Origin of the sequence: uncultured Citricoccus sp. (assembly GCF_937871995.1) — a bacterium.
Classification (GTDB): Bacteria; Actinomycetota; Actinomycetes; order Actinomycetales; family Micrococcaceae; genus Citricoccus.
In genome coordinates, this window is the sequence record NZ_CALMQR010000062.1 from 1 (window position 1) to 18,544 (window position 18,544).

Below are 18,544 nucleotides of genomic sequence, written 5' to 3' on the forward strand. Positions count from 1 at the left end.
ACCGCCCGCACCGGGGTGACCGCCGAGGACGTCTGCAAGCGCCTGATCGACTACGGCTTCCACGCCCCCACGCTGGCCTTCCCGGTGGCGGGGACCCTCATGGTCGAGCCCACCGAGTCCGAGGACCTGGCCGAGATCGAGCGGTTCATCGACGCGATGATCAGCATCCATGCCGAGATGGAGGCCACCACGCCGGAGACGCTGAACGCGTCCGTCCTGCGCAACGCCCCCCACACCGCCTCGGTGCTCACCGCTGACGAGTGGGACCGGGAGTACCCCCGTTCGCGGGCCGCCTACCCGGTGGAGAGCCTGCGGGTCGACAAGTACTTCGCCCCGGTCGGCCGGATCGACGGGGCGTGGGGTGACCGCAACCTGTTCTGCTCCTGCCCGCCGGTCGAGTCCTTCGAGCCCGTCGCCGACGAGGCCAAGGAGGCGGCGAACCCCACCGCCGTGGCCGACGCCGTCGAGTCCTCGTCCTCCGTTTCCCACTGACAGGAGACCGTCATGTCACCGAACCAAGACCTCCGCACCACCCCGTTGCACGCCGTCCACGCCGAGGCCGGGGCCACGTTCACCGACTTCGGAGGCTGGCAGATGCCGCTGAAGTACGGCTCGGAGCTCTCCGAGCACCACGCCGTGCGCAAGGCGGCAGGGCTGTTCGACCTCTCCCACATGGGTGAGGTCCGGGTCACCGGCCCGCAGGCCGCCGAGGCCCTGGACTACGCCCTGACCGCGCGCGTCTCCAACGTGGCACCGGGGCGGGCCAAGTACTCGCTGATCTGCACCGAGGCCGGCACCATCCTGGACGACCTGATCGTCTACCGGCTGGACGACGGCCAGGACGACTCGGCGCGTGAGTACCTGGTGGTGCCCAACGCCGGCAACGCCTCCTCCGTGGCGGCCGCGCTGACCGAGCGCTCCGTCGGCTTCGAGGCCACCGTCCGCAACGAGTCGGCGCAGACGGCCCTGGTGGCCATCCAGGGTCCCGAGGCGGCCCGCGTCCTGTCCCTGGTGCTGCCGGAGGATGAGGCCGCGGCCCTGCCGGAGCTGAAGTACTACGCGGCGCGGACCGTGACCGTGCGCACCGGCACCGGTGAGGTGCCCGTGCTGCTGGCACGCACCGGGTACACGGGCGAGGACGGCTTCGAGCTGATCATCGGCCCGGTGGCCGACCGGGACGAGCTGTCCGCGGCGGCGACGGCCGTGTGGCACGCCCTGTCCGCGGCGGGCGCCGAGGCCGGCGTGGAGGTGCTGCCGTGCGGCCTGGCCAGCCGGGACTCGCTCCGGCTGGAGGCCGGCATGCCGCTGTACGGCAATGAACTGGACCTGGGGCACCTGCCCTCGGAGTCCGGTGCCGGGATGGCCGTGCCGCTGAAGTCCAAGGAGACGGACTTCGTGGGCCGTGACGCCCTGCTCGCCGCGCGCGAGGCCGGCACCGGCACGACCTCCGGCCAGGCGATCGTGGCGCTGCGGGCGGCCGGCCGCCGCGCGGCCCGGGCCGGTTACGCCGTGCTCGACGGCGACGGCAACCGGATCGGCGAGGTCACCTCCGGGATCCCCAGCCCGACGCTGGGTTACCCGATCGCGCTGGCGCGGGTGGACGTGACGCACCGGGAGCCGGGTACCGAAGTGGCCGTTGACCTGCGCGGCAAGGCCGAGCCGTTCACCGTGGTGGAGCTGCCGTTCTACCGTCGGCAGGACTGAGCCTGGGGTGGGGGTCCCGCTTGCTAGACTTCGCTGAGCCAGCGGGCCCCCGTCCCGGCCCTCCCATCACCGCAGGAAGACCATGACTCAACAGCGAACCGCCGGGCGGATCTCCGTCCTGGGGATCATCGCGTTCGTGCTGCTCGCGGCCCTGCTGCTGACGCTGGCCGTCCTCAGTGCAGTCAAGGGAGTCCGCACCGCCCAGTCCTACGGGAACGTGGTGCGCGTCGTGGACGGCCACACCATCGTGGTGAACATGGACGGCACCGAGGAGACCGTGACCCTGGCCGGAGTGCAGGCGCCGCTGAGCGCTCCCGAGGGCAAGAAGACCACCCTGGACAACTGCCTGGCCGAGGAGTCGACGGCGAACCTGTCCGGGATGCTGGAGTCCGGTGACTCCATCCAGGTGCAGTACGTGGACGGTCCCGGGGACACCCGGTTCGTGCTGGCACGCTCCGGCGGCCAGGTGATCAACGTCGTCCAGGTCGAGGCCGGACTGGCCGTCCCGGTGCGCGAGCAGCCGATGGGACAGCTCGGGGCCGACCTGCAGGAGGCGCAGGAGACGGCCCGTACCGACGAGGCCGGCCTGTACTCTCCGTCCGTGGACTGCACCCTGCCCGGCAGGGTCGCGCCCGTGGTCGACGTGCTGCGCGGGCTGCCGGAGGGCGGGCCGTCCTCGGCCGCGGAGGCCGACGAGCAGATCGAGGCGGTTGCGGCCGCCGTGGAGCAGGGCGTCACCGCGGAGAAGGTGTTCGCCACGATCGACCCCGAGGGGACCTCCCTCTCCTCGCTCGCCTGGGGGGAGGACGTGCCCCGGTTGCGGCAACGGCTGGATGAGGCCCTGACCCAGGCGCAGACCGAGCTGGCGTCCCTCCAGACCACCCGCGGCGTCCTGCTGACCCGTGAGCGCGAGGAGGCCGCGCGCCAGCGGGAGGAGGCCCGCCAGGCCGAGCTCGCCCGCCAGGCCGAGGCCGCTCGCCAGGCCGAGCTCGCCCGCCAGGAGGCCGCTCGCCAGGCCGAGCTCGCCCGTCAGGAGGCGGCCCGTCAGGAGGCCGCCCGCGAGGACGCGCGGGAGGATGAACGGCGCCGGGCCGAGGAAGAGGCCCGCCGCAAGGCGGAGGAGAGCTCCAGCCCCACGCCCTCCACGAGTGCATCGGCATCACCGAGCCCGTCGAAGCCGAGCTCCTCTCCCTCCTCGTCCCGCCCCTCGGCGGACGACGACGAGGAATCGTCCGGCCCCGCACGCGAGGACTGAGGCCCGGCCATGTCCATCCCGCAGCCGGGGGCATCCGGCCGCGGGCCGGCATCGGGATCCGCCGCACAGCAGGCGCCGCGCGCCCACGGTTTCCCGTCCCCGGCCCGCGATTACCTCGATGGCGGCATCGACCTGAACCGTGAACTGGTCCGCGACCGCACGTCCACCTTCCTGATGAGGGTGGCCGGCAACGCGATGGCCGCCTCCGGGATCCGCGATGGCGACGAGCTGGTGGTGGACCGGGCCGCCACCCCGCGCCACGGGTCGGTGGTCGTGGCGGTCCTCGACGGTGAGCTGGTGGTGCGCCGGATGGTGTTCGATGGCACCGTCCCGGGACTCGCGGTGGATGCCCCTCCCGCGGCGCTCGGCTCGCACACACGGTCGGCTGCGGGCCCGGGAACCGTGATCCTGGAGTCCGACGACGGCGCCGCCCCGGTCGTGCTGCCGGCCGCCGGTCCCGAGGGCCTGCGGGTCTGGGGCGTGGCGACGTATTGCCTGCACCGGTTGTGAGGGCCGCACACCGGTTCCGGGCGGAACGGGACGGAGGCCGGCGATGACCCAGGCCATGGCGCTGGTGGACGTCAACAACTTCTACGTCTCCTGCGAGCGGGCCTTCGACCCGCGGCTCGAGGGGCGTCCCGTGGTGGTGCTGTCCAACAACGACGGCTGCGTGGTGGCGCGCTCCCCGGAGGCCAAGGCCCTGGGGCTGAGGACCGGGACGCCCTGGTTCCAGCTCGCCCCGCAGGCCTCCGCCTGGGGCCTGGTGGCCCGGTCGTCGAACTACGAGTTGTACGGGGACATGTCCGCGCGGGTGATGGAACTGCTGGGCCGGTGGGGGACGTGGCAGCAGGTGTACTCCATCGATGAGTGCTTCCTCGGCCTGACCGGTACGCCGGAACAGGTGCTGGAGACCGGGCGGCGCATCCGCGCGGCCGTGCAGCGGAACCTCGGGTTGCCGGTGTGCGTGGGCATCGCGCCCACGAAGACGCTGGCGAAATTCGCCAACCACGTGGCCAAGAACAACCCGGACGACGAGCGGATCGGCGGGGTGTTCTCCGTGTCCGCGCGGCCCCGGGCGGTGGAGGCGCTGATGTCCGGGCTGCCGGCGACCGAGGTCTGGGGCGTGGGCCGGAAGACGGGCGAGAGACTGGACCGGCTGGGCATTCGCACGATCGCGGAGCTGAGGGCCTCGGACCCGGCCTGGATCCGGTCGCGGTTCTCCGTGGTGCTGGAACGGACGGTGCTGGAACTGAACGGGACGCCGAGCGTTCCGGACGTGGACGAGCACGCCGGTCCGACCCAGGTCATCTTCTCCCGCTCGTTCTCCCGGCCGGTCACCGCCGCGGACGAGATGGACGATGTCATGAACGTCTATGCGCAGCGGGCCGCCGCCCGGCTGGCCATGCAGGGCCAGCAGGCCCGGATGGTCACCGTGACGGCCGGGACCTCGAGGTTCACCGGGCCGGACGGGTCGGTCTCCCGGGCCGTGGCCCTGTCCCGGGCCACGGCGGACCCGGTCACCATCACCCGCTCGGCCGTGCGCGCGATGCGCTCCGTGCTCACTGAGGGCGTGCCGTACACCCGGGCCGGTGTGATGCTGACCGGGCTGGAGCCGGCCGGGACGGCGCAGGAGATGCTCGCGGGCTTCGGCGACCAGGAACCGGACCGGCACCTCGAGGCGGTGCTGGAGCGGGTGCGCGGCCGGTTCGGCGGGACGTCGATCGGCCTGGGCCAGGGTGGGCTGAGCGAGCAGGGATCGTGGACGATGCGGCGCGAGTTCGCCTCGCCGCAGTACACCACCCGGTTCTCGGACCTGCCGGTGGTCAGGGCCTGAGCGCTGGCCGGCCCAGGGGCCGCCACGGGAAACCGGGGCCAGGTGGCGGGCCGGGACCCAGCGGGGAACCGGGGCCAGGGACGGAAGCGGGATCGGACGGGGAGTCGCTGGTCAGTCGAGGGACAGCGTGACCAGGCCCAACTGTGCGGCCCGGATGATCGCCTGCACGCGGTCGCGCACCTCGAGCTTGTCCAGGATCTTGGTGAGGTTCGCCTTGACGGTCGACTCGGAGATGTGCAGTTCGTCCGCGATCTCGGTGTTCGACCGGCCGCGCGCCAGCATCCGCAGCACGTCCAGTTCCCGCGGGGTCAGCTCGGAACCGTCCGGGTCCCCCGGCTTCGCGCCGTTGCTGAGGGAGGGGCGGTCGTCCTCGATGGAGGACAGCAGCTTGCGCGTCACGGCGGGGGAGAGGACCGACTCGCCCCGGTGCACGCTGCGGATGGCGCTGACGATCGTCTCCGGCGCGGCGTCCTTGAGCAGGTACCCGCCGGCGCCGGCACGCAGCGCGGGCACGAGGTACGGCTCCGAGGTGAACGTGGTGATGGCCAGCACGCTGGTCTCCGGGAACTCCGCCGAGATGCGCGCGGTGGCCTCCACGCCCCCCATGACGGGCATCTGCATGTCCATGAGGACCACGTCCGGGTGGGTGGCCTGACAGGCCTCCAGGGCCTCGACGCCGTTGGCGGCGACACCCACGCAGTGCATGTTGGGGGCGTTCTCGACGAGCAGTTTCAGGGCACCGCTCATGAGCGGCTGGTCGTCCACGATGAGCACTGCGATATTGCGGTCGGGCATGGCCCAAGCGTAGCCTTCCTTCACCCCCGACCTTTGAAGAGCCTGTAATTTGTGCCACATGCTGGTAAAGCGCTTGTCAGACCCTGATAATGGAGACATGAAACGTCCTCTCATGGCCTCGATGGCCGCTGTGCTCGTCTCGTCCGCCCTCGTCGTCTCCCCGGCCGCTGCCGTGGAGACCTCTACCTCTGAAGCTGTCGTGCTGCCCCCCACCCACGAGCTCCAGGTCGATCCCACCTACAAGTCCGATGGAGAGCTGTCCACCATGGGCTTCGGCGCCGGATCGCGGGTCTTCTGGTGCTGGTTCGGCGCCTGCTAGGCAACCATGACCGCTGATGAGTCGGCTGGCCCCACCGTGGGGCCGGCCGACTTTTGGTCTGCCCGGCCCCTGAACCGGGCCATGCTCGTGCTGGCCTCGCTCTTCGCGACGGTTTCGTTCGCCTCCGACTTCGCGAATGCGATCACGGGGTCCGGGACGTTGGATGCCCCGCAAACGCTGGTCATCCTGCTGAACTGTCTGGCCATCTACGTTCTCTGGACGCGGACCACGTTCGCGTTCGCCGCGCTCATCCCGGCGCTGGTGGCCAGCCATCTCCTGGATGCCTTCTGGATGACGTCCCTGGTGGTTCCGCTGCTTCTCGGCGCCGTGGCGGCCACGGCCCAGAAGTCCTTCAGCCTGGTGGCCCTTGCCGTGTCCGTGGCCTGGACATTGCTCATTCCCTTCACCACAACGACCTTCGGACCCGTGGTGTGGGTCGCCTTGATCTTCGTCGCCCTGGGATGGGGTGTCGGGAACTTCGTCGGTTTCCTCCTGGATCGCCGGCTCCAAGACCAGGCGCGCGTGGCGGAGGCCACCAGGCGCGCGGCGCGGGCCGCCCAGGAGGAGCGCAAGTCCCTGGCCCGGGACCTGCACGACATCGTGGCGCACAACCTCACGATCATCTCGATGCAGACCCGTGCTGCACAGTACGCCGGCACGGATGAGGCCGCGCGCCACGCCGTGGACGTGGTGGGGCATTCGGCCACGGAAGCACTGGCCGACCTCCGCCGCATGCTGTCCCTGCTCCAGGCGGAGGGCCTCGTCGCCGGAGATCAGGAGGCCGCACAGATCGAACTCGGCGAGGGAGCGGCCGCCCTGGACCTCGAGTACGGCGCCGTGAAGTTCGGTCGCATGCTCGAGGGTCTCGGGATCGAGACCCACGTGGAGACGGAAGGGCTCGACCAGGACATCCCACGGAGCGTGCAGACGGCCCTGTACCGCGTCCTGCAGGAGGCGGTGACGAACGTGGCCAAGCATGCGGCCGAGGGGGGCCAATGCAGGATCTGCATCCGCGTCAACGACGACCGGCTGGAACTCGCCGTGGACAACACGCTTCCCGTCCGAGGCGCGCCGGCCCGGGCAGGCTGGAACTCCTCCGGCAGTGGCCTGATCGGGATGCGCGACCGGGTCGATGCCTTCGGCGGGACCATGAGTTCACAGCGGGACGGTAGCTGGTGGCGGGTCAGGGCTGAGGTGCCCCTGCAGGAGGCCGCCGCCTAATGTGATGTGGGTCACATAAGACGCCGAAAGTCTAGCCAAAGGTCTAATGGTGGTGGCTTAGGGCTCGCCTATAACCTAAAGGGGCCCCATGAGACGGTGCACACGGATCAGGACGGTGGAATCAGCCCGGGGGGATACGGGCCCACCAACCTATAATCCGCTGAGAGGCGGTGGCCATGCCACCGCCTCTCAGGTGTTTAACGCCCATCTTCCGCACCCGCTTCGGTGCTGACCAGCACGTCTGCCGAGCCCGACGGACCGAGTATGACGTCGGCCGATCGCGGCCCAGCGTTAAAGTGGCTGGAATGAACGCCGTATCTGGCGCCTCCGCCGGACATCCGGTGCGCGCTCACTCCTCGTGGGTCCCGATCGTCATCGCCGGCGTGGCAGCGGCCATGCACATCTGGAAGCTGCCGGAGGCGCTGTCCTACATCCAGCAGGACCTGGGCATGACCCTGGTCGAATCCGGGGTGCTCCTGGGCATCGTCCAGGTCGGCTCCATGCTGCTGGGCCTGGGCGTCTCCCTGTTCTCCGAGGTGATCGGACTGCGGCGGACGCTGCTGATCGGCATGGCGCTGCTGACGGTCGGCTCCCTGGCCGGGGCCTTCGCGGACTCCACCGGGTTCCTGATGGCCACGCGCGCGCTCGAGGGCGTGGGCTTCCTGATGGCCACGGTGGTCGCGCCGCCGCTGATCCGCCTCACGGCGCACCCCGCCCGGGCGAACATCGCCTTGGGCTGGTGGGCGGCCTTCCAGGGCATCGCCACGTTCCTGGCGGTCCTGACCTCCACCCTGCTGCTGACCGCGGTGAGCTGGCAGGCCTGGTGGGTCACCATGGCCGTGATCACGGCCGCGACGATTCCCCTGCTGCTGGTGTTCGTCGCCCCGCCGCCGGCGGGGCGTGGGGCCAACGTGCGACTGGCCGCGCGTCGGGTGCTGGCCACCGTGAAGACCTCCACGCCCTGGATCGCCGGCCTCGTGTTCGCCTGCTACACCCTGCAATGGGGTTCGGTGATCGGCTTCCTGCCCACCATCTTCGACGAGGCCGGCGTCGGGGGACTGTGGCCCGGCATCGTCACCGCCATCGTCGGCGGCCTGAACGGCGTCGGCAACATCGTGACCGGCCGCCTGCACCAGCGCGGGATACCGATGCGGCGACTGATCCTCATCGGCCTCATCACGATGGGGGTGACCTCCGTGATCACCTTCGCCCCGGACTGGAGCGGCGTGCGCGGCGGGCTTGCCGTCCAGATCGTGGCCGTCGCGCTGTTCTCCGGGGTCGGTGCCCTGATCCCTGCCTCGCTGAACCGGATCGCCGTGGACATCGCTCCGCCCGACGGGTCACCCGCTGCGGTCGTGGGCCTGATGGTCCAGATCTACAACGGGGCGAACTTCGTCGGCCCGATCATCCTCGCTGCCATCGCCACGGCGGCCGGGAGCTGGCACTACTCGTGGATCATGACCGGTGCGGCGACCCTGCTCGGGGTCCTGCTGGCCGCGCGCTTCCTGTCCGAACGGCAACTGGGGCTGGACTTCCGCCACCACGGCTGACACCACCCCGGCGCGGGATCAGGCGCAGCCCTCCGGGCCGCAGGCCTGGCCGTCGAGACCGGCACCGGCGGCTTCGCCCGTCCCGGCGGTCACGGGCTGCACCATCCGCAGCGGCTGGAACTCAGACCAGGCCTGCTGCAGGGCCTGGGCGAACAACTCGGTCGGCTGGGCCCCGGAGATGCCGTAGGTGCGGCCGAGAACGAAGAACGGGACGCCGGTGACTCCCAGGGCACGGGCCGTGGCCACGTCCTCTGCCACGGCGGTCTCCCACCGGTCCTCGGTCAGGGCCTCGTGCACCTGGGCCTGCGTCAGTCCCGCGGCAGTGCCCAGCCGGGCCAGCACCTGCTCTTCGCCGATGTCGAGGCCCTGCTCGAAGTGGGCCCGGAACAGCTGTTCCTCCAGCGCCTCCGCGGTCCGCAGCCCCTCCGCCTTGGCACGCTGGATGACGCGATGGGCCTTCCACGAGTTCGCGACCACGAGGTTGTCGAAGTCGTACTCCAGGCCCTCACCGCGTGCCTGCTCGGTGACGTGCGCGAGCATGCGGGTCACCTGCTCGCGCGGCATGCCCTTGGCCTGGACCAGGTAGTCCACCTCGCTGCGGTGGTCATGCTCGGGCAGGGAGGGATCCAGCTGATAGCTCTTCCACTCCACCTCGACCTGGTCCCGGTGCTCGAAGGACTCCAGCGCCCTCTCGAACCGGCGCTTGCCGATGAAGCACCAGGGGCACCCGACGTCAGAAAAAATCTCGATCTTCACAACCAGGCACAACCCAGGATCAGCGGCGCACTATTCCCCAGGCCGTCAGGACTGCCGCAGGCCACCCTGCCAGAGGGCGGCGAAGGGGGTGTTTCCGGCGACGCGCTGGCGGATGCCCTCGGTGACGAACTCCTTGGCGCGGCGGGCGGCGTCCAGGGGAGCGGCACCCTTGGCGAGCTCCGCGGTCACGGCTGCCGCCAGCGAGCAGCCGGCGCCGGACACCGCGTGCTCACCGATCTTGGGGGCTGACAGCACCTCGAGGGTCTCGCCGTCGTAGTAGACGTCCACGGCGTCGGGTCCGGACAACCGGACCCCGCCCTTGGCCAGCACGGCGGCGCCGGAGACCTCGTGGATCCGCTTCGCGGCGTCCTTCAGGTCACCCAGGGACTCGATCGTCATCCCGGAGAGCTGCTCGGACTCGAAGTGGTTGGGCGTGGTGAAGGTGGCCAGGGGCAGCAGCTCTGCCTTGAGGGCCTGGTCGGTGTCCAGGGCGTGGCCCGGCTCCTGGCCCTTGCAGATCAGGACCGGGTCGAGGACCACGTGGTCCCAGTCCTGGGTCCTCAGGGCGGTGGCCACGGTCGAGATGGTGGCCGGGGACCCCATCATGCCGAGCTTGGTGGTCTTCAACTGTCCGGCGTAATCGGCCTGGATCGCCTCGAGCTGGTGCGCGATGACGTCGGGATCCACGGGAACGAACCGATGGTTCCAGTCATCCTGGGGGTCGAACGCCACGATGCAGGTCAGGGCCACCATGCCGAAGGCGCCGAGCTCCTGGAAGGTCTTGAGGTCGGCCTGGGCGCCGGCGCCACCGGTGGCCTCCGATCCGGCGATCGTCAGGGCGAGAGCGGGGCTGTGCACGTCGTACGGGTCTGTCGTGGGCATGCGCACCATGTTAATCCCCGTTCCCGGGGCCAGGTGCCTGGCCGGCGTCGTCCCCGGGGCGGACCACGGTGACCAGGGGACGGGCCAGGGCGCGGCCCAGGGCCATCAGGACGGCCGCCGGGAACCCGACCACCGGGATGAGCATGGGCACGAGGCCGCCGACCCCGGAGAACAGCACGGCCAGGCCGTAGAGCATGCCCACCAGGGCGTAGCCCAGCACGTGGATCCACTGGTTGAGCTTGAACCGGAACAGCCAGTTGACCAGCAGGCACAGCGGCAGGCCGATGACCATGCCCGCCAGCCCCACGATGCTCAGCAGCGGGGTCAGGGAGCCATAGGCCTGCAGGGCCGGGACGAGGCTGAGGACCAGCACGATGGCGGCCATCAGCAGGTTCGGGACCAGCCAGGCGACCAGGAACCCGTACAGGGACATCCTCAGGTGCGGGCGGGACCCGGCGGGGACCGTGCTCCGCCGACGTCGGCTCGGCTTGACCGGGATGGGGGTCGTCATGGGGTGGCTCCAGAACTGGCAGGGGGCGCGCGGGCCGTGCCAGTCTACCGTCGGGGCCGGTCCGTGGCCTCAGACGACGACGCCGGCCGGGAAGTTCTGCGGCCCGCGCGGCGTTGTACTGGAGTTGCGGCCGAACCGGCCGCGCCACGCACCGACCGGAGGGCAGTCATGCTCGAGATCTTGACCGGGTCCGGACTGGCCACGGCCGCCGGCCTCAACGCGTACATCCCCATGCTCGTGCTGGGCCTGCTGGACCGCTTCACGTCCCTGGTGGAGCTGCCGACCGCCTGGCAGTGGCTCTCCCACGACGCCACCCTGTGGATCCTCGCGGCGCTGCTCGTCCTGGAGGTGGTGGCGGACAAGATCCCGGTGCTGGACAGCGTCAACGACGCCGTGCAGACCGTCATCCGGCCTGCCGCCGGCGGCATCACCTTCGCCTCCGGGGTCGGGACGGAGACGGTCACCGTCCAGGACCCCGGTGCACTGTTCGCCGGTGAGGCGTGGATCCCGGTGGTGGTCGGTGCGGGGCTGGCCCTGCTCGTGCACCTGTTCAAGGCCACCACCCGCGCCGGCGCGAACACCGCCACCGCCGGGGCCGCCGCCCCGGTGCTGTCCACCGCTGAGGACACCGCGTCCATCCTTCTGGCCCTGACGGCGGTGCTCCTGCCGGTGTCCGTGGGGATCCTGCTGGTGCTGATCGTGGTGGGGCTGTGGCTGCTCGGCCGGTGGGTCCTCCGCCGTCGTCACCGGGACCGCCTGATGAGCCGCGAGGACCGGTACTTCGCCGTCTGACCGGCTGGGTGACCCCGGTGCGCTCCGTCCCCGGGGAGCGCTCGCGCCGGACGTGTGACAAAATTGGTGACAATCCAGGCCATCGCGGCCGACGAGTGGGGAGGCATCAGTGGCGACCGGAACCAGGACGGGCACGACGGTGACCGCGGCGGACGTGGCCGCCCGGATCCGGGAGGCCATCTCCGCCGGGGAACTGGTCCCCAACCAGCGGCTCGTCGAGGCCGATCTGGCCGAGGCCTACGGTGCCAGCCGCGGGCACGTCCGCACGGCGCTGGGTGAGTTGACGGTCGAGGGGCTCGTGGAGCGGATCCAGAACCGCGGCGCCCGGGTACGCTCGGTCCCCCTGGAGGAGGCCCTCGAGATCGTGGAGGTGCGCGCCGCCCTCGAGGCGCTGTGCGCCGCGCGGGCCGCCGAGCGGATCACCGACGACCAGGCCGAGGAGCTGCGGGCCATCGGGCGGGCCATGGAGGCGGCCGTCCGGGACCATGACCAGTCGGCCTACGCGCGCGGCAACACCGACCTGCACGGCATGCTCATCCGGGTGTCCGGCCAGCGGACGGCCGCGGCGACCATCGACCGGCTGCGGGCCCAGGCCGTGCGCTTCCAGTACCGCCTCTCCGCCCGGCCCGGCCGGTCCCAGCAGTCCCTGCCCGAACACCTGGCCATCATCGAGGCCGTCTGTGCCCGGGACCCGGAGGGCGCCGCGCGGGCGATGCGGGATCACCTGGCCTCGGTGTCCGAGGCGATCGTCGAGTCCACCCGGGACTGAGCGGGCCCCCTCCCCGTCCGCAGGTGAGACGCGCGAGATCGCGGAGGGCGATGGTGACCCGGCCGGTCGCACAGGACGGCAGCCGCCCGACGACGTGCCCACTGTCGGGTCCGTGCGGACCCGGGCATCGTCACCGGGCGGCTGCCGTGGGTGGTGGCATGGCCGGGGGGTCAGTCCGTGCGGACCGTCCGGGGATCGACGTTCCGGGCCGTGAAGATCAGCAGTCCCGAGGCCAGGATGGGGAGGATGCCCCACCACAGGGCCGCATTGATCCAGCCGCTGCCGGCCGCGAGGGTGGCGGTGATCAGCAGGCCGCCGATGATCGCGCCGACCTGGCCGGCCGCGTTGATGATCGAGCTGCCGGTGGCGCGGGTGTGCACGGGGTAGCTCTCGCCGGTGAAGAACAGCAGGGCCGAGAAGGGACCGATCAGGAAGAACAGCCCGGCGCTGTAGAACGCCACGATGAGCGCGAAGCTCCCGCTCGGTGCCTGGATCATGATGAAGAACGAGACGGCGCAGAGGATCCAGCCGAATCCGATCGCGTTGCGGCGGCCGATCCGGTCCCCCAGCCACCCGTGGAACAGGTACCCGGCGAAGGCCGTGGCATTGGAGATGATCAGGATCAGCAGCGCGTTGTCGAAGGCGATGTCCTTGCCGTCGGGTGCCGTCAGCAGCGAGGTGCCCAGGATCGAGAAGGCCAGGACGCCCAGCCAGTTCAGGAGGAAGGCGCCGCCGATCGACAGGGTGGACCGCAGGGACTCACCCCGGAAGACCGATACGAGGGGACTGTCCTGGGCGGTGATGTCGATGCCGTACTTCACGCCCAGGCGCTGCGCCTCCGTCTCCTCCCCGGACTTGAGGAGCTGGTCGATCCGGTGCCGACGGGCGAACTGCGGGCTCTCCTTGAGCCAGCGCCCGGCGATGATGATGAACACCGAGGGGACGGCGGCGACGATGAAGCAGAGCTCCCAACCGCCGACCGGGAACAACAGGTAGACGGACCCGGCCGCGAGCACGGAGCCGATCGGCCAGCCGGACTGGACCAGCGAGTAGATGAGGCCGCGGCGGCGGGCCTTGGCCGGGTCGCTGTGGCTGTGGGCGAACATCTCGTTGAGGTAGGCCGCGTTGATGGCCTGCTCCGCGTAGCCGAGGCCGGCGAGCGAACGGACGAGGACCAGGAAGACGATGCCCAGTCCCGCGGTGATTCCCGCGACCCAGCCGACCGTCGCGGTCAGCAGGGAGGCCACGGCGGCGCCGGCAACCGCGATGAGGATGCCCTTGCGCCGGCCGATCCGGTCCACGATCGGGCCGATCGCGAAGGCCACCAGCGCCGTGCCGGCGGTGACCCAGGTGTTGATCTCGGTCGACTGCGCAGCCGTCCATCCGAGGTCCGAGGCCAGCTGGGGCAGGAGGTTTCCGAAGAGGACGAAGTCATAGACGGCGAAGGTCCACGCGAAGAAGCAGATCCACGTGGCCAGCCGGACGTCCTTGGGGGTGATGTCGGTGGAGTCGGCCTGCAGGGTCTGGGTAGTGGTCATGACGGTTCCTTGGGGGAGGAGGACAGCAGGAGGGGTGAGGGGACAGCGGGTGGGGAGGGGGCTGCCGTCGGGGCGACTCCGAGGGCAGGGAGCACGAAGGGGACGATCCGGAACCGGTACGTGACTGACCGGTCCTGGACCGCCCCCTCCGTGGTGGTGCGTCAGGTCAGGAGACGGAGCTGAGGCGCGCGCCCTGCCGCTCCCGCCTCTCGGCGGTGGCCGTCAGGTCGACCGTGAGCTGGCCGTTGACGTCCTTGAGGACCACGCCGTAGTCCCGGGTGGCGGCCTCGGCGGTGGTGAAACCGTCCAGCACGTCCTCGAGGACCTTCAGCGGATCACGCGTGAGCGGATCCCCGAAACCGCCGCCGCTGGGGACGGTGATCTGGAGGGAGTCCCCGGCCTTCAGCTGCCAGCCGGTGACCTTGGACGGCCAGGACTCCTCACCGTCCCGGCCGGGGTTCTTCACCAGGGAGGCGTTGAGGCCGTCATGGCCGCCCTGGGCGCCCCAGGGGGCGTCGGACTCGTGGCGTTCACCCTCGCAGGTGACCACGGTGTCCGTCAGGAAGGTGTTCTCCCGCACGATGCCGATGCCACCGCGGAACTCGCCGGCGGCTGCCGGTTCGTCGCGCAGCTCATAGCGGTCGGTGCGCATCGGGAACCGCCACTCCAGCTCCTCGATCGGGTTGTTGCGGGTGTTGGCGATGAGGTTGTCCACCGAGTCCGGCCCGTCACTGGTGGAGCGGGCGCCATAGGAGCCTTCGTTGACCTCGAGGTACACCCAGTACTCGCCCTGCTTCTCGTCCCACCCGGAGTAGGACATGAAGTGGATGTGGGCCGAGTTGCCGGCGGTGACGCGTTCGGGGATGACGGGGGCGAGGGCCCGCAGGGCCAGGTCGACGGCGCGCTGCACCTGGGAGAACCGGGAGAACGTGGCCGCGGGGTACTTCGGGTTGAAGATGGTGCCCTCCGGGGCGATCACCTTCAGCGGCTTGAGCATTCCCTCGTTCTGCGGCACGAACACCGGGAAGGCGACCTCGTCCAGGAACATCATGCGGGTGATGAACGTGAACGCCGAGACCGTCGTGCCCTCGAAGGCGCAGTTGTAGGCCGTGGGGACCTGTTCGGAGGAACCGGTGAGGTCATAGGTGATCTCGTCACCCTCCACGATGACCTTCACGACGATCGGCAGCTTCTTGCCGTAGTTGCGGCCGTCGTCGTCCAGGTACCCGACCTCCGTCTCGTACACGCCATCCGGGATCTTGGCGATCTCCTGGCGCAGCATCCGCTCGGAGTAGTCGATCCAGCTCTGGCCGGCGTCCTGGACGGCGCCGATGCCGTACCGGTCCACGAGGGCCAGGTAACGGGACTTGGCCAGGTCGCACGCGGCGATCATCGCCTGGAAGTCACCCTCGTTGGAGGTGGGCGTCCGGGTGTTGTTGAGGATGTGCCGGATCAGGGACTCCTGGCGGACACCCTTCTCGTAGACCTTCACGGCCCGGAAGATGGTGCCCTCGGACTGGACGTCCTGGATGTCCACCATCAACCCGGAGAACGCACCGCCGTTGTCGATGAGCTGCCCCGAGGCCCCGGCGAAGCCCACGAGCTCCCCCTCATGGAAGATCGGTTCGATGATCGCCACGTCGGGGGAGTGGGTCGCTCCCAGGTAGGGGTCGTTGTGCAGGATGACGTCGCCCTCGTGGATGTCGTCACCCAGGACCGAGATCACGCCCTTGACGATCTTGGGCATGGAGCCCATGAACATCGGCGTGGAATCGGATTCGGCCAGCACGTTGCCGTCCTTGTCGAACAGTCCCGCCCCGAGGTCCTCGGACTCGCGGATGATCGAGGAGTAGGCCATGCGGAACAGCACCGAGGCCATCTCCTTGGCCGCGGAGTTCAGGGCGCCGCCGATCACGCGCATCAGGATCGGGGTGGCCAGCTTCTCAGCCGTCTCGGTGCCGGCCGGGCAGGCGATGACCAGGTTGCCGGCCTCGTCCACCGTCCCGGTGAAGCCCGGGGGGACCACGACCGTCGAGTCATACTGCTCGATGACGACCGGTCCCTCGAAGGTGGTTCCCACGCCCATCTTCTCCCGGTCGTAGAAGCCGGTGTCCACTGTGGTCGGCGTACCGTCCACGTCGAAGGTCACCGGGCGGGTCTCCACGAGGGCATCGGCCAGTGAGCCCGAGCGGGTCGGGGTCGGGGTCGGCAGGTCGTCCATCACGGCGCGGGCCTCCACGCGGATGTTGATGACCTCCACGGAGCCGTCCTTGAAGCGGTGACCGTACTCCTCGAAGTGGGCGTCGTGGAAGGCTGCCTCGGCCTGGTCCAGCCAGGCGGTGGTCACCGGGCCCTCGGGGACGTCGAAGCGGATCTCGTACCCCTGACCCTCGTAGCGGGCGTCGGCCAGCCAGTCGATCCGGCGCCGCTCGGCCGGGACCCCCTCCGCGTCCAGCTGGGCATTGGCCTCCCGCTCCAGCTGGTCGAAGGACGCCTGGATGGCCGCCGGATCGGCGTCCGCGAAGCGGAAGCGGTTGGTGGCCACGAACTCGTACTGCTCGTCGGTGGCCAACAGGCCGATGCCGGCGATGATGCCGGGGTGGGCAGGGACCAGCACGTTCGGCACCTCGAGCTCGGCGGCGATCTCGCAGGCGAACAGCGCACCGGCACCACCGGCCGCGACGAGGGTGAAGTCGCGCGGGTCGTAGCCGCGACGTACGGAGTTCTGCTCGATGGCCTGGGTCATGCCGAACTTCTGGATCTGCAGGGCGCCGAGGGCCGCCTCCTCCACGGACATGCCCAGCTTCTCGGCCAGTCCCTCCATGGCGGTGCGGGCACCGTCGAGGTCCATGTCCAGGCCGGAGCCGGCCAGCATGCGGTCCGGGCGCATCCGGCCGAGCAGCACCTGTGCGTCGGTCGACGTCGGTTCCGTCCCGCCGCGGCCATAGCAGACCGGTCCCGGGACCGCACCGGCCGACTGGGGACCGACGCGGAAGACGCCGCCGGCGTCGACGTAGGCGATGGACCCGCCGCCGGCACCGATGGTGTCGATGTCCACCATGGGCACCATGGCCTGGTGGTCGCCGATCTTGGTGTCCAGCAGGTGACGCATGCGCAGTTCACCCTGGTACGCGACGCCGATGTCTGCGGACGTTCCACCGATGTCCAGGGTGACCACGTTGTCGAAGCCGGACTGCTTGGCGGACCACATGCCACCGATCAGGCCACCGACCGGACCGGACATCATCAGCGTGACCGGTCGCTTGGCCGCCTCGCGGATGGGCACCATGCCGCCGGAGGACTGCATCAGCAGGATCTCCCGCTGGTAGCCCAGGGCGGTGACCTCATCGTGCAGGCGGTGCAGGTAGGCGGACACCCGGGGGCCGACGAAGGCGTTGAGGGCGGTGGTGGAGAACCGCTCGTACTCCCGGTACAGGGGCACGATGTCGCTCGACAGGGACAGGAACGCCTCGGGGAACTCCTCGTTGACGATCTCCCCGATACGCCGCTCGTGGACCGGATTCAGGTAGGAGTGCAGCAGGCACACCGCGATGGCCTGGACACCGGCCGCCTTGAGCTCGCGGACGCGCTCACGGACCTCGTCCTCGTCCAGGGGAACCAGCACCTCACCATGGGGCGCGGTGACGCGCTCCTTGACCGTGAGCCGGTGGCGGCGCTTGATCAGCGGCTTGGTCTGCCAGGGCAGGTCCTGCTGCAGGGAGAAGTTGTGCGGCTTCTTGTGGCGGGCGATGTGCAGGATGTCCCGGAAGCCCTCGGTCGTGATCATCCCGACCTCGGCACCGGTATGCGTCAGGGCGGTGTTCGTGGCCACCGTGGTCCCGTGCACCACCTGGTCGATCTCCGCGAGCGACACCCCGGCCTTCTCGCAGAGCAACGTGATGCCGGAGACGACCGCCTCGGACGGGTCGTGCGGGGTCGATGGAACCTTCTCGACGACAGCGATGCGCTGGTCGTCGTCCGAGAAATACAGGTCGGTGAAGGTACCGCCGACGTCTACTCCGATGCGCTTCATGATGGGTCCTTTCGAGAGGAGCTCGGGACTTCGTTGGGGGCGGAGGGTGGGTTCGAGAGGTGGAGTGGGTCTCCACCCCAGGCGGTGAGCGGACCTGACGGCCCGGGCCTGCCCTGAAGCATGCTGTGATCTGAATCACTCGCCGTTGCTTGGATAGCAATGTAGTTCCATCTAGAGCAACGTGCAATGGCTGAGTGCATCTCGCTTTCGGTGAGGTGCGGACCGTGAGTCGTCCTGCGGTCGCGGGAGGAAGCTGACGGTGCGGGCTGATTGTTGTTGCAGTGACGACACCAAGATTTCTCTCGTAGCAACCGGCCCGCAAGACCTGGGGGATTAAGTCCGTGTTTCCGGTTCATGACGCGGAATGCCCGGGGGTGGCAGGGGGTCGAGGCGCGTGGCGTGACGGGGCCGGGGCGCGGAGGGTCTGGTCGGCTGAGCCCTCAGGGATCTTCGAGGCAAGAGATCTAAGTTGCTTTTTGAGCAACGATATTGATCAATCAGCAACGTCTCACGGTTGATCGTCCCGATGCCGGCTCTTCGCGACTCTCCTGGCCTCCAGGTGTCATCATGGTCATGCCCGTGAAG

Annotated in this window: 15 protein-coding genes and 1 pseudogene; 10 read left to right on the top strand and 6 right to left on the bottom strand. The window is 69.9% G+C overall.

The annotated features are described in order from the left end of the window. From Q0283_RS07010 to Q0283_RS07030, 5 genes and pseudogenes are all read left to right on the top strand, one after another. Positions 1 to 492 (top strand): annotated as a pseudogene (locus Q0283_RS07010) (glycine dehydrogenase (aminomethyl-transferring)); the annotation flags it as partial. A 12-nt stretch (positions 493 to 504) separates the two neighbouring features. Continuing rightward, positions 505 to 1,704, top strand: coding sequence for a glycine cleavage system aminomethyltransferase GcvT (gcvT, locus tag Q0283_RS07015; RefSeq protein ID WP_298044015.1), 1,200 nt, complete (start codon positions 505 to 507; stop codon positions 1,702 to 1,704). Positions 1,705 to 1,786: 82 nt separating this feature from the next. Next, the gene (locus tag Q0283_RS07020; RefSeq protein WP_183530068.1) at positions 1,787 to 2,959 is read left to right on the top strand and encodes a thermonuclease family protein; all 1,173 of its coding nucleotides are present in this window, start codon (positions 1,787 to 1,789) and stop codon (positions 2,957 to 2,959) included. A 9-nt stretch (positions 2,960 to 2,968) separates the two neighbouring features. Then, on the top strand, positions 2,969 to 3,469 hold the full coding sequence (locus Q0283_RS07025; RefSeq protein ID WP_183530070.1) for a LexA family transcriptional regulator: 501 nt from the start codon (positions 2,969 to 2,971) through the stop codon (positions 3,467 to 3,469). 43 nt (positions 3,470 to 3,512) lie between these two features. Then, entirely contained in the window at positions 3,513 to 4,793 is a 1,281-nt protein-coding gene (locus Q0283_RS07030; protein ID WP_183530072.1) for a Y-family DNA polymerase, read from the top strand. A gap of 111 nt (positions 4,794 to 4,904) precedes the next feature. On the opposite strand, the gene Q0283_RS07035 is transcribed toward Q0283_RS07030, so the two are convergent. After that, the gene (locus tag Q0283_RS07035; protein WP_183530074.1) at positions 4,905 to 5,588 is read right to left on the bottom strand and encodes a response regulator transcription factor; all 684 of its coding nucleotides are present in this window, start codon (positions 5,586 to 5,588) and stop codon (positions 4,905 to 4,907) included. Between the two features lie 97 nt (positions 5,589 to 5,685). On the opposite strand from Q0283_RS07035, the gene Q0283_RS07040 reads away from it, so the two are divergent. The 3 genes from Q0283_RS07040 to Q0283_RS07050 all read left to right on the top strand — a co-directional run bounded on the left by Q0283_RS07040 (position 5,686) and on the right by Q0283_RS07050 (position 8,678). Continuing rightward, positions 5,686 to 5,907 (top strand): hypothetical protein, encoded by a 222-nt coding sequence (locus Q0283_RS07040; protein ID WP_183530076.1) that lies wholly within the window; start codon positions 5,686 to 5,688, stop codon positions 5,905 to 5,907. 6 nt (positions 5,908 to 5,913) lie between these two features. After that, a complete protein-coding gene (locus Q0283_RS07045) occupies positions 5,914 to 7,128 on the top strand; it encodes a sensor histidine kinase (protein WP_298044018.1) in 1,215 nt (404 codons plus the stop codon). Positions 7,129 to 7,433: 305 nt separating this feature from the next. Further along, positions 7,434 to 8,678: a CynX/NimT family MFS transporter gene (locus Q0283_RS07050; RefSeq protein ID WP_183530080.1), complete on the top strand. Its 1,245-nt coding sequence runs from the start codon at positions 7,434 to 7,436 to the stop codon at positions 8,676 to 8,678. 18 nt (positions 8,679 to 8,696) lie between these two features. On the opposite strand, the gene Q0283_RS07055 is transcribed toward Q0283_RS07050, so the two are convergent. From Q0283_RS07055 to Q0283_RS07065, 3 genes are read right to left on the bottom strand one after another with little or no spacing between them, the layout of a single operon-like run. Beyond that, positions 8,697 to 9,434 (bottom strand): DsbA family protein, encoded by a 738-nt coding sequence (locus Q0283_RS07055; protein ID WP_183530082.1) that lies wholly within the window; start codon positions 9,432 to 9,434, stop codon positions 8,697 to 8,699. Positions 9,435 to 9,479: 45 nt separating this feature from the next. Continuing rightward, positions 9,480 to 10,325 carry a bifunctional hydroxymethylpyrimidine kinase/phosphomethylpyrimidine kinase gene (gene thiD, locus Q0283_RS07060; protein ID WP_183530084.1) on the bottom strand — a complete coding sequence of 282 codons (846 nt, stop codon included), beginning with the start codon at positions 10,323 to 10,325 and terminating at the stop codon, positions 9,480 to 9,482. Between the two features lies 1 nt (position 10,326). Then, positions 10,327 to 10,827 carry a hypothetical protein gene (locus Q0283_RS07065; protein WP_183530086.1) on the bottom strand — a complete coding sequence of 167 codons (501 nt, stop codon included), beginning with the start codon at positions 10,825 to 10,827 and terminating at the stop codon, positions 10,327 to 10,329. Positions 10,828 to 10,995: 168 nt separating this feature from the next. On the opposite strand from Q0283_RS07065, the gene Q0283_RS07070 reads away from it, so the two are divergent. Then, positions 10,996 to 11,619 carry a DUF4126 domain-containing protein gene (locus Q0283_RS07070; protein ID WP_183530088.1) on the top strand — a complete coding sequence of 208 codons (624 nt, stop codon included), beginning with the start codon at positions 10,996 to 10,998 and terminating at the stop codon, positions 11,617 to 11,619. A 109-nt stretch (positions 11,620 to 11,728) separates the two neighbouring features. Continuing rightward, entirely contained in the window at positions 11,729 to 12,388 is a 660-nt protein-coding gene (locus Q0283_RS07075) for a GntR family transcriptional regulator (RefSeq protein WP_298044021.1), read from the top strand. A 170-nt stretch (positions 12,389 to 12,558) separates the two neighbouring features. Here the strand turns inward: Q0283_RS07075 and Q0283_RS07080 are convergent, their stop codons facing one another. Both Q0283_RS07080 and Q0283_RS07085 read right to left on the bottom strand, forming a co-directional pair. Beyond that, positions 12,559 to 13,926, bottom strand: a complete 1,368-nt coding sequence (locus Q0283_RS07080) for an MFS transporter (protein ID WP_183530090.1) — start codon at positions 13,924 to 13,926, stop codon at positions 12,559 to 12,561. A 166-nt stretch (positions 13,927 to 14,092) separates the two neighbouring features. Then, complete coding sequence (locus tag Q0283_RS07085) at positions 14,093 to 17,959, bottom strand: hydantoinase B/oxoprolinase family protein (protein ID WP_298044023.1); 3,867 nt, start codon at positions 17,957 to 17,959, stop codon at positions 14,093 to 14,095. Between the last annotated feature and the right edge of the window lie 585 nt (positions 17,960 to 18,544).

Bases quoted from the DNA above. Each gene is read 5' to 3' on its own strand.
- gcvT (WP_298044015.1), top strand. From the start codon at position 505: ATGTCACCGAACCAAGACCTCCGCACCACCCCGTTGCACGCCGTCCAC.
- Q0283_RS07020 (WP_183530068.1), top strand. From the start codon at position 1,787: ATGACTCAACAGCGAACCGCCGGGCGGATCTCCGTCCTGGGGATCATC.
- Q0283_RS07025 (WP_183530070.1), top strand. From the start codon at position 2,969: ATGTCCATCCCGCAGCCGGGGGCATCCGGCCGCGGGCCGGCATCGGGA.
- Q0283_RS07030 (WP_183530072.1), top strand. From the start codon at position 3,513: ATGACCCAGGCCATGGCGCTGGTGGACGTCAACAACTTCTACGTCTCC.
- Q0283_RS07035 (WP_183530074.1), bottom strand. From the start codon at position 5,588: ATGCCCGACCGCAATATCGCAGTGCTCATCGTGGACGACCAGCCGCTC.
- Q0283_RS07040 (WP_183530076.1), top strand. From the start codon at position 5,686: ATGAAACGTCCTCTCATGGCCTCGATGGCCGCTGTGCTCGTCTCGTCC.
- Q0283_RS07045 (WP_298044018.1), top strand. From the start codon at position 5,914: ATGACCGCTGATGAGTCGGCTGGCCCCACCGTGGGGCCGGCCGACTTT.
- Q0283_RS07050 (WP_183530080.1), top strand. From the start codon at position 7,434: ATGAACGCCGTATCTGGCGCCTCCGCCGGACATCCGGTGCGCGCTCAC.
- thiD (WP_183530084.1), bottom strand. From the start codon at position 10,325: ATGGTGCGCATGCCCACGACAGACCCGTACGACGTGCACAGCCCCGCT.
- Q0283_RS07065 (WP_183530086.1), bottom strand. From the start codon at position 10,827: ATGACGACCCCCATCCCGGTCAAGCCGAGCCGACGTCGGCGGAGCACG.
- Q0283_RS07070 (WP_183530088.1), top strand. From the start codon at position 10,996: ATGCTCGAGATCTTGACCGGGTCCGGACTGGCCACGGCCGCCGGCCTC.
- Q0283_RS07080 (WP_183530090.1), bottom strand. From the start codon at position 13,926: ATGACCACTACCCAGACCCTGCAGGCCGACTCCACCGACATCACCCCC.
- Q0283_RS07085 (WP_298044023.1), bottom strand. From the start codon at position 17,959: ATGAAGCGCATCGGAGTAGACGTCGGCGGTACCTTCACCGACCTGTAT.